Here is a 14,384-nt window from a genome sequence, read left to right as displayed (position 1 = left end):
GTCCTAATCAGGTTGGTAATTGGGGCCTATTTGCCGCCAGGCATCCGCAATATTTTCGAGCAAAGCGAGCACTTCAGTAATTGCCTGTTCGTCATTATGCAAGTTGGCATGCAGTAGGCGCCGTGTCATATAGTCATACAAGGCTGATAAGTTCTCGGCCAGCTCACCACCTTTCTCCATATCCAGCCCAGCACTTAGTCCATTATCAATGATATTAATGGCTTTGGATAATGCAGCGCCTTTAGCGGGTATATCTCCTTGATTCATCAAGATGCGGGCACGAACCAGGGCGCTTTGCGCCCCGTCGAACAACATCACGATCAATTGATGAGGGCTTGCACTCATTACACCACTTTCCATGCTCACTTGGGCGTAAGCTTGAACCCCTGACCGATTGTACATGTCCTATCCCTTATGAAGAAAATTGCTGAGTTAAGAAATTACCTGTATTGGTTAATGAACTCACCAATTTATCTAATTGGGTAAATTGTGCTTTATATCGCTCAATGGTGGCGTTAATGCTATCAGTGGTCGATGTAACCTGTTTTTCTAATGATTTGAGTGACTTGTTTATCCCATCGGTGGCTGTTTTTAATGAGCCTTTAGTGGTATCGAGCGCGGTGTTTAACAAGTTATCTACTTGAGTGGCGAAACCTGTGGATTTACCGTCACCGACAAAAAATGCAGTCACACTATTAGGTTGGTCAGTCAACGCCTTATCCAGTTTTTTGTCGTCGATGACTAATTTTCCATCAAGGTCTTGAGTTATACCCATCGCCGCCAGCGTTTTTACATCCCCTGCCTGGGCTGAGGCCAACTGACTTTTTAGCTGGGTCTGAATACTGCGCAATGTGCCATCGCCGACTAATGCGCCATTGCTGGTTGATTGATCTTTACCTGCCTCAACAGCGGTATATTTAGTTAAAGAGGCAAATGTTGTTTGCAGTGAATTATAAGAATCGACAAATGTTTGAATCGCTGCTTTGGTTGCTGTGGAGTCACGAGTAATTGTCAGCTGTTCAGGTTCATCTTTCTTGGTTACTGCTTTTAAGGTCAGGGTTACACCTTGTGGGGCGTCGGTAATGGTGTTGCTTTGACGGGTAATTGCCACGCCATTAACAGTCAGTGCGGCATCTTCTGCTTTCACTTTCTGTGTCATTGCACCGCTGCCACCGCTAGTGCTTGGCGTATAATTTAGGAAATTATTTAAAGTATCATCACCACTGACACTGACAGTCATTTCTGATTTAGTCCCTGTCTCCTTTGATGTCAGGGCCAGATAATAAGTGTCATCATCCGCTTTCATGATACTGGCAGTAACACTACCTTCTTGCTTATTAATCGCATCACGAATTCCGGTCAAAGAGGTCTGTTCGCTGGTCAGCTTAACTTCCAATGGCTTGGTTTGGCCTGGTTGTTTTATTGTTATAGTACGGCTGTCGTTGCTATTGCCCAGTTTATCTGTTGCGTTGGGCACCTCACCAGAAAGCAGTGATTGCGCTTTAGCCAGATTAGTGACCTCGACGGTGTAACTGCCCGCTGTTGCACCACTGCCGGTGGTTGCGGCGAATGCTGTATTGGTGCTGGTAACAGAAGTGGTGGCTAGGGTATCTGCTTTTTTTAGGGCAGCGGATGCAGTTTCTAATTTAGCCAATGCGCTCTGTAATACACCATAGGCGGTGAGTTTACCCTTATAACTGGTCTGCTGGTTGGTTAGTGGAGTTAAACGAGTCTGCTCCGAAGCACTTAATTTATCTAATAAAGTGCCTAGTTCCAAATTTGAACCGATACCCAGCGAACTGATACTTGCCATTTCTAATCCTTAATATTCAAGTGTCGTTACGGGGGTTATCGGCCAGAGAGTCGAAAAGTTTACACATAAAATAGAATTTATGATGGGCGGAATAACGGGGGATAACAGGGTGCTATTTGCCCCATTGAATAGAGTGTTAATTAAAGAAGAGGTCAATAATAAATTTCAGGTAATTTTAAAATTATTTACCGGAATGTCTAAAGGTTCCTTAAAGAGCGCCGATACAAGTTGGGACGGTGATGAAGCCGTGGGCAGTAAGCCCAAACCATAACCCAATAGCATTTAAGGAATATCACTATGGCGGTAATTAACACTAACACCCTGTCTCTGACGACTCAGAACAACATGAATAAATCACAGTCCTCTTTAGGCACCGCCATTGAGCGTTTGTCTTCTGGTCTGCGTATCAACAGTGCAAAAGACGATGCTGCTGGTCAGGCAATCGCTAACCGTTTCACCTCTAATATCAAAGGGTTGACTCAGGCTTCTCGTAACGCAAACGACGGTATCTCGCTGGCGCAAACCACTGAAGGTGCGTTGGGCGAAATCAACAACAACTTACAACGTGTTCGTGAGCTGAGTGTTCAGGCGGCAACTGGTTCTAACTCATCTTCTGACCTGAAGTCAATCCAGGACGAAATTCAACAACGTCTGGACGAAATCGACCGCGTATCTGACCAAACTCAGTTCAACGGCGTGAAAGTTTTGGCTGGCAACAGCAGCATGAAAGTTCAGGTTGGCGCTAACGATGGCGAAACCATCAGCATCAATCTGGAAAAAATTGACTCAAAAAGCTTAGGCCTGCAAGGCTTCAACGTTGATGGCGCGAAACAAGCTTCTGTTGATGACCTGACTTCTCAGTTCAAAGCAACCGGTAGCACTAACTATAATGTTGGTTCTCCAGCAGTAGCCTACAAAGTAGATATTAACTCAGGTGCTGTGACTGATGGTACTGGTGTAGCACAATATATTAATGCAGGTACTGGCGCATTCTCTGGCACAGCAACTACGCCTAACACGGCATCAACTGCTTACACTACGACAGCCGCAGCTGGTACTGAAGCTACCTCTATTGCTGCGGCTTCCGTTGGTAAAGCGGTTGGCGATAAATTCACTGCCCAAGGTATGGAATTTACCGTTAAGACTGCGGCTGACGCAAATGGTAACGGTGTATTCAGTGCAACGGTCGATGGCAAGAGTGTAGATTTCACCACTACTGCTAGTACTGGTGCAGCGGCTACCGATGCAAAAATCGCAACTTCGAGTGCATTGTTCACCTCTGTTGTTGGTGGCGGCTTAACCACCAAAGCGACTGAAAATAACCGTGCTGCAACCTTGGCTGACCTGGATTTACAAGGTGCAACTAAAACTGGTAGCACTTTGACTGTTAACGGCACCACTTATACTGCAAACGCCAAAGGTGATGAAATCACTAACGCTGCTGGCAAAGTGATGTACACGTCCCGCACGGCTAACGGCAACGTGACGCTGATCAACGAAGATGCCGCTGCATCACAGAAATCAACTGAAGACCAACTGGCAACTGTTGATAAAGCGTTGGCACAAGTTGATGCGCTGCGTAGTGGTCTGGGTGCGGTACAAAACCGTTTTGACTCCGCTATCACCAACCTGGGTAACACCATTAACAACCTGACTTCAGCCCGTAGCCGCATTCAAGATGCTGATTACTCAACTGAAGTATCTAACATGAGCCGTGCAAACATTCTGCAACAAGCAGGTACTTCTGTACTGGCCCAGGCAAATCAGGTTCCACAAACTGTATTGTCTCTGTTGCGTTAATTTGTTTAAAACACAACATGATTCAACCCCGCCTTTTCGGCGGGGTTTTTCTATCAAAGTTTGCCTCTCACTCTGACGAAATAATCGACAAAACTATTTCCTCAGAGAATAGGTTCAAACTGGGCGCTAGTTGTTGGTTTTAAGTGATTTCTGCCGCTGTTTATCGCTCTGTTTTTTCAATGACAGCACTGTATTAGCAGTAAAAGTAATGGGCATAAGTCAAATAGCCGCCTTTTTATAGGCCTATTCAGACGATTGTCTGACTGACCGGACAGGATAATGGTACGACTCTCTTACCCTTAGGTGCCTGTCTAGTGAGCGATCTGTATACCGCCGAAGGCGTGATGGACAAGAATTCCCTCTGGCAACGCTATGTTCCTCTGGTTCGCCATGAGGCGCTGCGTTTGCAGGTACGCCTGCCAGCCAGTGTGGAATTGGACGATTTGTTGCAGGCTGGGGGAATTGGTCTGCTGAATGCTGTTGAGCGTTACGACGCTTTACAAGGAACCGCATTTACCACTTATGCGGTACAGCGTATACGTGGCGCGATGTTGGATGAACTGCGTAGCCGGGATTGGGCACCGCGTAGTGTGCGACGCAATGCACGTGAAGTTGCCAGTGCGATGCAAAAGGTTGAACAACGGCTCGGACGCCCGGCGACTGAGCAGGAAGTGGCGCAAATCCTGGATATCGATTTGGCGGAATATCGTCAAATCTTGTTAGACACCAACAACAGTCAGCTTTTTTCCTATGACGAATGGCGGGAAGAGCATGGGGAAAGTGTCGAGCCCATGCTGGAAGGGCATGAAGATGCTAATCCGCTGCAACATTTATTGGAAGGAAACCTGCGCCAACGCGTCATTGAAGCGATCGAGGCCCTGCCGGAACGTGAAAAAATGGTGTTGACGCTGTATTACCAGGAAGAGCTGAACCTGAAAGAAATCGGGGCAGTGCTAGAAGTGGGGGAATCCCGCGTCAGCCAGCTTCATAGCCAGGCGATTAAACGCTTACGCGCCCGCCTGAATAACGACTCTTAATTCATTTTCGCTCAGTGACATCACAGTGTTTAACTTTATTAATGCAGGTCTTATTATGCCAGGACTTCAGTTAAAAAAGCGGCCGCTGAGCCGTTATTTGAAAGATTATAAGCACGGTCAAACTCATTGCTCTCATTGCCATAAACAGCTTGATCGTATGGCGCTGGTTTTTCGTGGCCAAATTATCAATAAAGAAGCTATTGCTGGTATGGATCAGCCAATCGATGATCAAGTCTGGTTAAAGCTTCAGCATGAATTAACCGCGTTGTGCCGTTTTTGTAGTGAGATATATTGCAACAGTGCGCCGGGCTATTTCGATATTATGGCGTTCAAACAGTATTTATTTGAACAAACTGAGATGAGCCACAGTACTGTTCGCGAATATGTTGTGCGTTTACGTCGATTAGATGAAATGCTAGTTGCCACTAATTATCCCGCAGAAAAATTTGCCAGCGAAACTATGCATCAGCGTATTATTGATGAATTGCCAAATGCCGCCCATAACAATTACCGTATTGCTTTGCGAAAATACGATCAATATTTGGCATGGCAAAAAAGTTACTAAGATTGCTGACTGGGGCTTTATCAGTTGAGAAAACTCTGTGTTTTCACTGGAAGCACTTCTAATATAACGCAAACCGATTTAGTCATTTTCCTCAGTAATTCCCCGCTCGGCTAGGCCCTCCCTGGCCGGGCGTTTTATTATTCTTTATATTCCCCACGCTATTGTTCGTCGACATCTATAATAAAAGCAGTGATTATTAGTGACACTTCTGATAAATCTATATTTTCCCTCCGCACTTTAGTTGGGGGGCTAGCGACGTTCATTTTTACCGGGGGGCCTGTGACGCTTCAACACAAACTGGCGCAATTTCCGCGCCTGGATTTAGTCGGTAACGCGACGCCATTAGAGAAACTATCTCGTCTTTCTGACTATCTGGGACGTGAAATCTATATCAAACGTGATGATGTCACGCCGTTGGCACTTGGCGGTAATAAGCTGCGAAAGTTGGAGTTTTTAGCCGCTGATGCCTTGAGGCAGGGGGCTGATACTTTGGTTACCGCGGGGGCAATTCAATCTAATCATGTGCGCCAAACGGCGGCAGTTGCGGCAAAATTGGGGCTGCATTGTGTGGCATTGCTCGAGAATCCTATTGGGACGGCGCAGGAAAATTATCTGACCAATGGCAATCGATTGCTGCTGGATTTATTCAATGTTGACGTGGTGATGTGTGATGGGTTACATGATCCAAATCAGCAATTGGCCGAGTTGGCTACCCGTATCGAGGCACAAGGTTTTCGTCCTTATGTGGTGCCGGTCGGCGGGTCTAATGCTTTGGGGGCCTTGGGCTATGTGCAATGCGCCTTGGAAATTGCGGCTCAGTCAGCAGGGAATGTGACCTTTAGCTCGGTCGTTGTGGCATCGGGCAGTGCCGGTACTCACGCGGGATTGGCTGTCGGTTTGCAGCAATTGTTACCTGAAGCAGAACTGATTGGCGTCACCGTATCGCGTAAAGCGCAAGAGCAACGGCCTAAAGTCATACAGATTCAACAAGAACTGGCGACATCCCTTGGCATTTCAACGGCGTTAACGGACATCACTCTTTGGGATGATTATTTCGCGCCGCAATATGGCACGCCAAATGAAGAAGGGTTGGCCGCCATTGGGCTATTGGCGCGGTTGGAGGGGATGCTGTTGGATCCCGTTTATACCGGTAAGGCCATGGCCGGTTTACTTGATGGCCTTGAGCAGAAAAGGTTTCGCGATGATGGCCCTATCTTGTTTATTCATACCGGCGGCGCTCCGGCATTATTTGCTTATCATCCTGAGGTGTAGTCTTTGGTTATGGCTTATTCTATTTATAACTATCGTTATTAGTTTATATTCCTTTATTCCATTAACAACACTGATAAAGTGTTGAATATCAAAAATAAACATGACAGTTGGAGTATGTATGAGCTTTTCAATTGTACGTCGTCGGATAGTTCTGGGCATGGTGGCTGTGGCATTGGCAACTGGCCTGAATGTGAAGTCTTATGCTGCGGGTGATCTGTTAGATCAAGTTAAAGAGCGGGGAGTTCTAATTGTCGGGTTGGAAGGAACCTATCCACCGTTCAGTTTCCAAGGTGAGGATGGCAAACTTACCGGTTTTGAAGTGGATTTCGCTAATTCATTGGCGGAGCACATGGGCGTTAAAGCAAAAATCACCCCGACTAAGTGGGATGGCATGCTGGCCTCACTGGAGTCAAAGCGCATTGATGTGGCGATTAACCAGGTCACCATTTCAGATGAGCGCAAGAAAAAATACGATTTCTCAACGCCTTATACAGTTTCGGGCATTCAGGTTTTGACCAAGAAAGGCAATGAGGGCAACTTTAGCAAGCCGGAAGATTTGGTTGGTAAAAAAGTGGGTGTTGGTTTGGGCAGTAACTATGAGCAATGGTTACGCGACAACCTGAAAGGTGTTGATATTCGCACTTATGATGATGACCCAACTAAGTATCAAGACCTTCGTGTAGGTCGCACGGATGCCATTTTAGTTGATCGCCTCGCTGCACTGGATTTAGTGAAGAAAACTAACAACACTCTGGCCGTTGCGGGCCCGGCATTTGCCCGTCAGGAGTCAGGTATTGCATTACGCAAGAATAACCCTGAGTTGCTAGCGGCTATCAATAACGCCATTGCTGAAATGCAAAAAGATGGCTCATTGGCCAAAATCTCTGAAAAATATTTTGGCGCGGATGTAACTAAATAATGCAAGAAAGTATTCAATTGGTGCTGGATTCAGCACCATTTTTATTGAAAGGCGCCTGGTTTACCCTCCAACTTAGTCTGGGGGGAATGTTTTTTGGTCTGGCATTAGGTTTTATGTTAGCCATGATGCGCTTATCCCGCTTTCTGCCTTTTTCACTTATCTCACGTTTTTATGTCTCCATTTTCCGTGGTACTCCGCTCATTGCCCAACTGTTTATGATTTATTATGGTTTGCCGCAATTTGGTATTGAGCTGGATCCTATGCCAGCGGCCTTGATTGGCTTATCACTGAATACGGCTGCTTATACATCAGAGACATTACGTGCTGCTATTTCATCAATTGAGAAAGGGCAGTGGGAAGCCGCCGCCAGTATCGGGATGACGCGCTGGCAAACACTTTATCGGGTGATATTGCCGCAAGCAGGGCGCACGGCATTACCTCCACTGGGCAACAGTTTTATCGGTCTGGTAAAAGATACTTCGTTGGCTGCCACCATTCAGGTTCCCGAACTTTTCCGGCAAGCGCAATTGGTGACTTCGCGCACCTTGGAAGTTTTCACGATGTATCTGGCGGCCTCATTGATTTATTGGATCATGGCGACAGTGTTGTCAGCATTACAAAATCGCCTGGAAGCGCATGTTAATCGTCAAGATCAGGAGTAGCCATGAGTACCATCGACGTTAAAGACCTGACCAAACAGTTTAAAGGTCAACAGGTACTGCACGGTATCTCACTTGAAGTGAACAGTGGCGAAGTGATCGCGATAATCGGGCCGAGTGGTTCAGGAAAAACGACTTTGTTGCGCAGTATCAATCTGCTTGAAGTCCCTGATTCTGGCATTATTCGCGTCGGTGACATCGAGATTGACGGCAGTATCCCCATCAGTAAGCAGCAACGGCAAGTGCGTGCATTGCGCCAGAAAGTTGGTTTTGTCTTCCAGAGTTTCAATTTGTTTCCTCACCGTTCGGTGCTGGAAAATATTATTGAAGGGCCGGTGATTGTTAAAGGTGAAAAACGGGCGGATGCGGAAAAACGCGCTCGTGAGTTGCTGGCTAAAGTTGGGCTAAGTGGTAAGGAAGATGCTTATCCTCGCCGCTTATCCGGTGGGCAGCAACAGCGAGTTGCTATTGCCCGAGCACTGGCTATGCAACCTCAGGTTATTTTATTTGATGAGCCGACATCTGCATTAGACCCTGAGCTGGTGGGAGAAGTATTGAATACTATTCGCGCGCTAGCTGAGGAAAAGCGGACAATGGTCATCGTCACTCACGAAATGAGTTTTGCTCGTGATGTGGCTGACCGTGCTATTTTCATGGATCATGGTCGGATTGTTGAACAAGGCCCAGCGAAAGAGTTGTTTGCTCATCCTCAGCATGAACGTACGCGGCAGTTCCTTGATAAATTTTTGAATAATCACTGATCAGACTGATTACTGTAATCCATACGAAGCTTTTATGGGGCCATGTTATGGCCCCCATTTTGATGGATAGTGTTAGAGGAATGCCTCAAGTTTAAGACGATGGGCGGTGGTTTTAACTTCTTTCATCCGCCCATGGCCGGGTAACACTTTTTGTTCAACAGTGACCAGTCCGGCTTTTTTCAAAATAGCCACATCACGGGTGACGGCACTACGATCCCTTTTTAGGCGAGTTGAAAGGGAGGTAATAGAGCCCGGATACATTTTTACAGTCCGTAGCAGGACAATACGCGCAGCACTTAATACCCGCACCATCTCTAATGGATCTTCGAACGTAATCGTATGCTCTTGTGGCAATGTTTGCCCAGTATCGGCGAGAATAGCGAGCTTCTTGCCTCGTTGGAAAAAATTATCTTCTGTGGCTGTTTTGATAACTAGCTTGTCCATTAACTTCTCCTTAGTGAAGTCCAATCCCCTTGAAAGCAATCTTCTATTTGCTCAAAGCTGACAAAATCAACCGATTCAATTGCACCTAAATAGTGGCGGTGATGGAAACCATGGGCATTGTCATAACCTATAACTCGGCCATTATCACCCTGTGATAGACAGTGATTGATATACGCCAAATTATAACGTGTGATAGCCCCGCAACAGTCAACCCATATTTCACGGCGCAATTGACCATTTCCTCGCCGGCTAGCAATTTTATGGATCTCATCGATAATTTTTTTGTCAGCCATGAGTATAATTATCACCTCTGAAAGTTATTGTACACAACATATTCACTAAGAAGAAAGCTAGGCGTATAAGCGGCCCTACCGTTTGTTTTAATTAATAATGGGTTAGGCTTCACTATGCACACAAGGGCGTTCAGTCGATGATGCGGGATGTTGCTGGAAGAAAAGAGGAGTCTTGCAATCTTGCATCCCACCATGCGGGATATCTCGAAAAATATTCAGTTTGTTAAGCTTAATTGCCAAGGCAAAAGTAAGGCCCCGCAGGGCCTTACTGGATTAAAACTCACTTCATTGCTGAAGGGATGTTGCCGAGAAAGCCTAGCCGATAGTCATTAGGCTGGCGTTCCCACCCGCAGCCGCAGTATTTACACTCAATGAGTGCTCAATCAGCAAACGCTCCAGCAGGATATTGGTTTCGCCGCGCGCAAAACCTTGCACCGAGACAATCGGCCCATCAATTTGCGCTATTTGCTCACACAAGATACGTAACTGGTCGGCATCACCGTGGAAAATAACAGCATCGAAGGGGACGGTAGCCGTTTGCCAATTTTGCGTGAGGGTAATACGAGATTTTACGGCCGCCGGTAATATGCGCAACAAGTCACTTTGTACGGTATTTTCCGGCCATAGAACATCACTCCCGATAGCCAGTACGGCAGCTAGCTGTGTTAGTGCATCCGCCTCGGTATCTGCTAGGCACAGAACTCGCTCGCGGGGGAGTAGAGCGTAGGTATTGCGCTCACCGGTTGGCCCAGGTAACCATCGGACGGTCCCACCTTGAGCCAATTCGCCATAACGCTGTGCCAATGATGCCAAGACAGCATTTTGCTGCTCCTTAGCCCAGTTGGTCAGAGCTTGATGGGCCGTTTGCCGTGCTTCACGGTCTGAGATATTCTGCACCTGTCCATTATCCTGCTGGGTCAGTGCATTGGTCACCGCATCTTCAGGACGGTGACATAATAGACGATACAGATACAGCGGGCCGCCGGCTTTAGGGCCGGTGCCAGAAAGCCCTTCGCCGCCAAAAGGCTGGACACCCACGACCGCACCGACCATATTGCGGTTCACGTAGAGATTGCCCACCTTGGCTTTTTCGGTGACCTGAGCAATGGTTTCGTCAATACGAGTATGAATACCTAAAGTTAAGCCATAGCCAGAAGCATTGATTTGGTCAACTAACGCACTGAGATTTTGGCGTTGGAAACGCACAACGTGCAGAACGGGGCCAAAGACCTCTTTTTGCAGCTCATCAAAGCTGTCCAGTTCTATTAATGTCGGTTTGATAAAGGTGCCATGCTGCCACTCACTCTCATCCAAACTATTGGCGCGCGCGGCTTGATACACTTTTCGCCCTTTGGCGCGCATGGCTTGAATGTGTCGCTCAATAGCGGCTTTGGCATCTGCATCAATCACCGGCCCGATATCCGTAGACAGGCGGTCAGGGTTACCCATACGGCATTCAGCCATGGCACCGCGCAGCATTTGTAAGGTGTGTTCAGCCACATCATCCTGAATGCAGAGAATACGCAACGCCGAGCAACGCTGACCGGCACTATCAAAGGCCGACGCCACGACATCAGTCACCACTTGCTCGGTGAGCGCAGAGGAGTCAACTATCATGGCATTCAAACCACCGGTTTCCGCAATTAGCGGGGTTGGGCGGCCTTGTGGATCAAGTCTGCCCGCGATACTGCGTTGTAACAGAGTGGCAACTTCCGTTGAGCCGGTAAACATCACACCGCGCACCCGAGCATCATTCACTAAGGTGGCCCCGACACTATCGCCTTGGCCGGGCAGCAGTTGCACCACGCCAAGTGGGATGCCGGCTTCCAGTAAGATGCGCACGGCTTGAGCAGCAATCAGGGGAGTTTGTTCCGCCGGTTTGGCCAAGACACTATTACCGGCGGCCAATGCAGCAGCAACCTGCCCGGTGAATATGGCCAGCGGGAAGTTCCACGGGCTGATGCAAACAACAGGGCCGAGTGGGCGGTGGCTATCGTTGGAAAAGTTATCGCGCACCATACCTGCATAATAATGCAGGAAATCAACAGCTTCACGCACTTCCGCAATGGCATTACTGAAGGTTTTACCGGCTTCGCGCACCAGTATCCCCATCAAGGTTTGCATCTGATTTTCCATCAACTCGGCAGCGCGCACCAAAATAGCCGCGCGTTCGCCCGGTGGGGTTGCAAACCAAATCGCCCCGGCACTGGCAGCTGCATCCAATGCCCGGCTCACTTCTGCATCCGTTGTTTCGCGGACGTAGCCGACGATATCTGTCGGTTCCGCCGGGTTGATAATCGGCTGTTCTACACCATTATCCAACGGGGCATCAATCAGCGGTTCTGCGCGCCAGACTTGACTGGCACTGGTCAGTAATGCGCTCGAAAGAGAAGCCAGGCGGTGTTCGTTTGCCAAGTCAAAACCACTGGAATTCGCCCGCTCTTGGCCATATAGCTCCCGCGGTAATGGGATGCGCGGGTGTGGTCGCCCCAGTTGGCCTTCACTTGCCGCAATCGCCTCTACCGCACTGACTGGGTCAGCGACTAACTCATCGAGTGGTAGAGTGGCATCTGCAATGCGATTGACAAATGAGGTGTTTGCCCCGTTTTCCAATAGGCGGCGTACCAAATAAGCCAGTAAAGTTTCATGGGTGCCGACCGGGGCATAAATACGGCATGGTCGGTTCAGTTTGCCATCGGCGACTTTCCCCACCACTTGCTCATACAGTGGCTCACCCATGCCATGTAGGCATTGGAATTCGTACTGGCCAGGATAGTAGTTTTGGCCCGCGAGATGATAAATTGCCGACAAGGTATGCGCGTTATGTGTCGCAAATTGAGGGTAAATCAGGTTAGGTGCCGCCAGTAATTTGCGTGCGCAGGCCAGATAAGAAACATCAGTATAAACCTTGCGGGTATATACCGGATAACCTTCTAGGCCGTCTACTTGCGCGCGTTTGATTTCGCTGTCCCAGTAGGCACCTTTGACCAAGCGAATCATCAGGCGGCGGCGGCTGCGCTGTGCTAAATCAATCACCGCGTCAATGGTGAATGGGCAGCGTTTCTGGTAAGCCTGAATAACAAAGCCGATGCCATTCCAGCCAGCTAATTTGGGTTCAAAGCAGAGTTTTTCCAGTAGATCGAGGGAAATTTCCAGACGATCGGCTTCTTCTGCATCAATATTAATCCCGATGTCATACTGGCGTGCTTGTAAAGTCAGAGACAGTAAACGCGGATAAAGTTCATCCATTACGCGTTCATATTGAGCGCGGCTATAGCGCGGGTGCAGGGCCGAAAGCTTGATGGAGATCCCCGGCCCCTCATAAATACCGCGGCCATTGGAAGCTTTGCCGATAGCATGAATCGCCTGCTGGTAAGAGAGCAGATAGGCCTGAGCGTCTGCCTCGGTTAGCGCGGCTTCACCCAGCATATCGTAAGAATAACGGAACCCTTTTTCTTCCAATTTGCGCGCATTAGCTAAAGCTTCTGCAATGGTTTCACCGGTAACAAATTGCTCGCCCATCAAGCGCATGGCCATGTCCACACCCTTGCGGATCAGCGGTTCGCCCCCTTTGCCGATAATGCGGTTCAGTGAGCCGGACAGTTTGGCTTCATTGTGAGTCGAGACCAGATGGCCGGTAAACAATAAGCCCCAGGTAGCAGCATTGACAAACATGGATGGGCTGCGCCCCAGATGAGAGTGCCAGTTGCCATTGCTGATTTTATCGCGGATCAGGGCGTCACGGGTGGGTTTGTCAGGAATACGCAGCAATGCTTCTGCCAGACACATCAATGCCACACCCTCTTGGGAGGAGAGCGAGAACTCTTGTAGTAAGCCTTGCACGATACCCGTACGGCCATTGGCACTTTTTTGATTGCGCAGTTTTTCGGCTATGGCATAAGCGAGCTTATGAGTGGCTTGCGCCAAATCTGCCGGTAACCGAGCTTGTTCCAATAACATCGGAATGGCTTCGGTTTCCGGGCGGCGATAGGCCGCGGTAATGGCGGCACGAGTCACGGATTGTGGCAACACTTGCTCGGCGAAATCTAAAAAAGGTTGATGTGAATTTTCAATGAGTTGCGGCATAATGTCGTCCGCCTCCGATGAGGAGGGCGACGGTACGGTGGGCAGTTCCGGCAACTCATGGTTATTTTCCAGCCGCTCCAGATAGTTAAAAATGGCCTGTTTGATTAGCCAGTGCGGAGTGCGGTCAATACGCTGTGCGGCGGCTTTAATGCGCTCACGTGTTGCTTCATCAAGTTTCACGCCCATTGTGGTGCTACCCATACTGTCTGGCTCCTAAATAAGGGGAGTTCCCCCCGTCATTCTTCAAGCTGCCGGTGCATTAGCTACCTTCGCCCATCCCGGTCACTTATTGCAGTGAGTTGCCGGAGATTGGCTCAGTGGCCGCCTTCCCGCAACTCGAGTTATTGAGGGAATATAATTTTAATTCAAACAATATTAAGCATGTTGCAACTTTGTGCAACCGTGTTAAATCATGTGCATGGTTGAAGTGTGAATTCAGTCTTGTTTTTAACAATTTTCGCGCAGTGAGTATTATTCCAATATGAAATAGATAAGCCGCTAACACTAATAATAGTAGGCGTTGTAGGGCTTTTACCTCAGGTGTCACTCATTTTATTATGTCGGGTATAACCACCTGCAGAGGTTAATGTGATGTAGGGTGAGTTTTTTGTAAAAAAATTGTTTAAATTCTTGTGAGTCAAGAAAGGACTCCACTAGGATAGCAACCGCGAGAGAGCCATTTGCTAGCGAATAGTTGTGCTGGTAGTTTATTTCAGCTTTTAGTTTTTATCTTTG

Annotated in this window: 12 protein-coding genes; 7 read left to right on the top strand and 5 right to left on the bottom strand. The window is 48.1% G+C overall.

The genetic code is table 11. The features are described from left to right. Positions 1–3 precede the first annotated feature (3 nt). Complete coding sequence (gene fliS, locus D5F51_RS10625) at positions 4–402, bottom strand: flagellar export chaperone FliS (protein ID WP_025377934.1); 399 nt, start codon at positions 400–402, stop codon at positions 4–6. A 10-nt stretch (positions 403–412) separates the two neighbouring features. Further along, complete coding sequence (gene fliD, locus D5F51_RS10620) at positions 413–1,813, bottom strand: flagellar filament capping protein FliD (RefSeq protein ID WP_025377935.1); 1,401 nt, start codon at positions 1,811–1,813, stop codon at positions 413–415. 297 nt (positions 1,814–2,110) lie between these two features. On the opposite strand from fliD, the gene D5F51_RS10615 reads away from it, so the two are divergent. The 7 genes from D5F51_RS10615 (at position 2,111) to tcyN (ending at position 8,826) form a co-directional block, all read left to right on the top strand. Then, positions 2,111–3,613, top strand: coding sequence for a flagellin N-terminal helical domain-containing protein (locus D5F51_RS10615; protein ID WP_025377936.1), 1,503 nt, complete (start codon positions 2,111–2,113; stop codon positions 3,611–3,613). A gap of 314 nt (positions 3,614–3,927) precedes the next feature. After that, complete coding sequence (locus tag D5F51_RS10610; RefSeq protein WP_129196656.1) at positions 3,928–4,650, top strand: RNA polymerase sigma factor FliA; 723 nt, start codon at positions 3,928–3,930, stop codon at positions 4,648–4,650. Positions 4,651–4,705: 55 nt separating this feature from the next. After that, positions 4,706–5,215, top strand: a complete 510-nt coding sequence (fliZ, locus tag D5F51_RS10605) for a flagella biosynthesis regulatory protein FliZ (RefSeq protein WP_025377938.1) — start codon at positions 4,706–4,708, stop codon at positions 5,213–5,215. 279 nt (positions 5,216–5,494) lie between these two features. Further along, positions 5,495–6,487: a D-cysteine desulfhydrase gene (locus tag D5F51_RS10600; RefSeq protein WP_025377940.1), complete on the top strand. Its 993-nt coding sequence runs from the start codon at positions 5,495–5,497 to the stop codon at positions 6,485–6,487. A 118-nt stretch (positions 6,488–6,605) separates the two neighbouring features. Then, positions 6,606–7,406, top strand: coding sequence for a cystine ABC transporter substrate-binding protein (gene tcyJ, locus D5F51_RS10595; protein WP_129196654.1), 801 nt, complete (start codon positions 6,606–6,608; stop codon positions 7,404–7,406). Next, positions 7,406–8,068: a cystine ABC transporter permease gene (gene tcyL, locus D5F51_RS10590; RefSeq protein WP_025377942.1), complete on the top strand. Its 663-nt coding sequence runs from the start codon at positions 7,406–7,408 to the stop codon at positions 8,066–8,068. Before tcyJ ends, tcyL begins: the two co-directional genes overlap by 1 nt. A gap of 2 nt (positions 8,069–8,070) precedes the next feature. Next, positions 8,071–8,826 (top strand): L-cystine ABC transporter ATP-binding protein TcyN, encoded by a 756-nt coding sequence (tcyN, locus tag D5F51_RS10585; RefSeq protein ID WP_129196652.1) that lies wholly within the window; start codon positions 8,071–8,073, stop codon positions 8,824–8,826. Positions 8,827–8,898: 72 nt separating this feature from the next. Here the strand turns inward: tcyN and D5F51_RS10580 are convergent, their stop codons facing one another. The 3 genes from D5F51_RS10580 to putA form a co-directional block, all read right to left on the bottom strand. After that, positions 8,899–9,270 (bottom strand): HVO_A0114 family putative DNA-binding protein, encoded by a 372-nt coding sequence (locus tag D5F51_RS10580; RefSeq protein WP_025377944.1) that lies wholly within the window; start codon positions 9,268–9,270, stop codon positions 8,899–8,901. Further along, positions 9,270–9,563, bottom strand: a complete 294-nt coding sequence (locus tag D5F51_RS10575; protein WP_129196650.1) for a toxin-antitoxin system TumE family protein — start codon at positions 9,561–9,563, stop codon at positions 9,270–9,272. Before D5F51_RS10575 ends, D5F51_RS10580 begins: the two co-directional genes overlap by 1 nt. A 315-nt stretch (positions 9,564–9,878) precedes the next feature. Next, entirely contained in the window at positions 9,879–13,850 is a 3,972-nt protein-coding gene (gene putA, locus D5F51_RS10570) for a trifunctional transcriptional regulator/proline dehydrogenase/L-glutamate gamma-semialdehyde dehydrogenase (RefSeq protein WP_129196648.1), read from the bottom strand. Between the last annotated feature and the right edge of the window lie 534 nt (positions 13,851–14,384).

It is taken from the genome of Yersinia hibernica, assembly GCF_004124235.1.
In the GTDB taxonomy this organism is placed as follows: Bacteria; Pseudomonadota; Gammaproteobacteria; order Enterobacterales; family Enterobacteriaceae; genus Yersinia; species Yersinia hibernica.
Note: the sequence above shows the minus strand (reverse complement) of the source record. Positions and strands in the feature narration are given on the sequence as shown.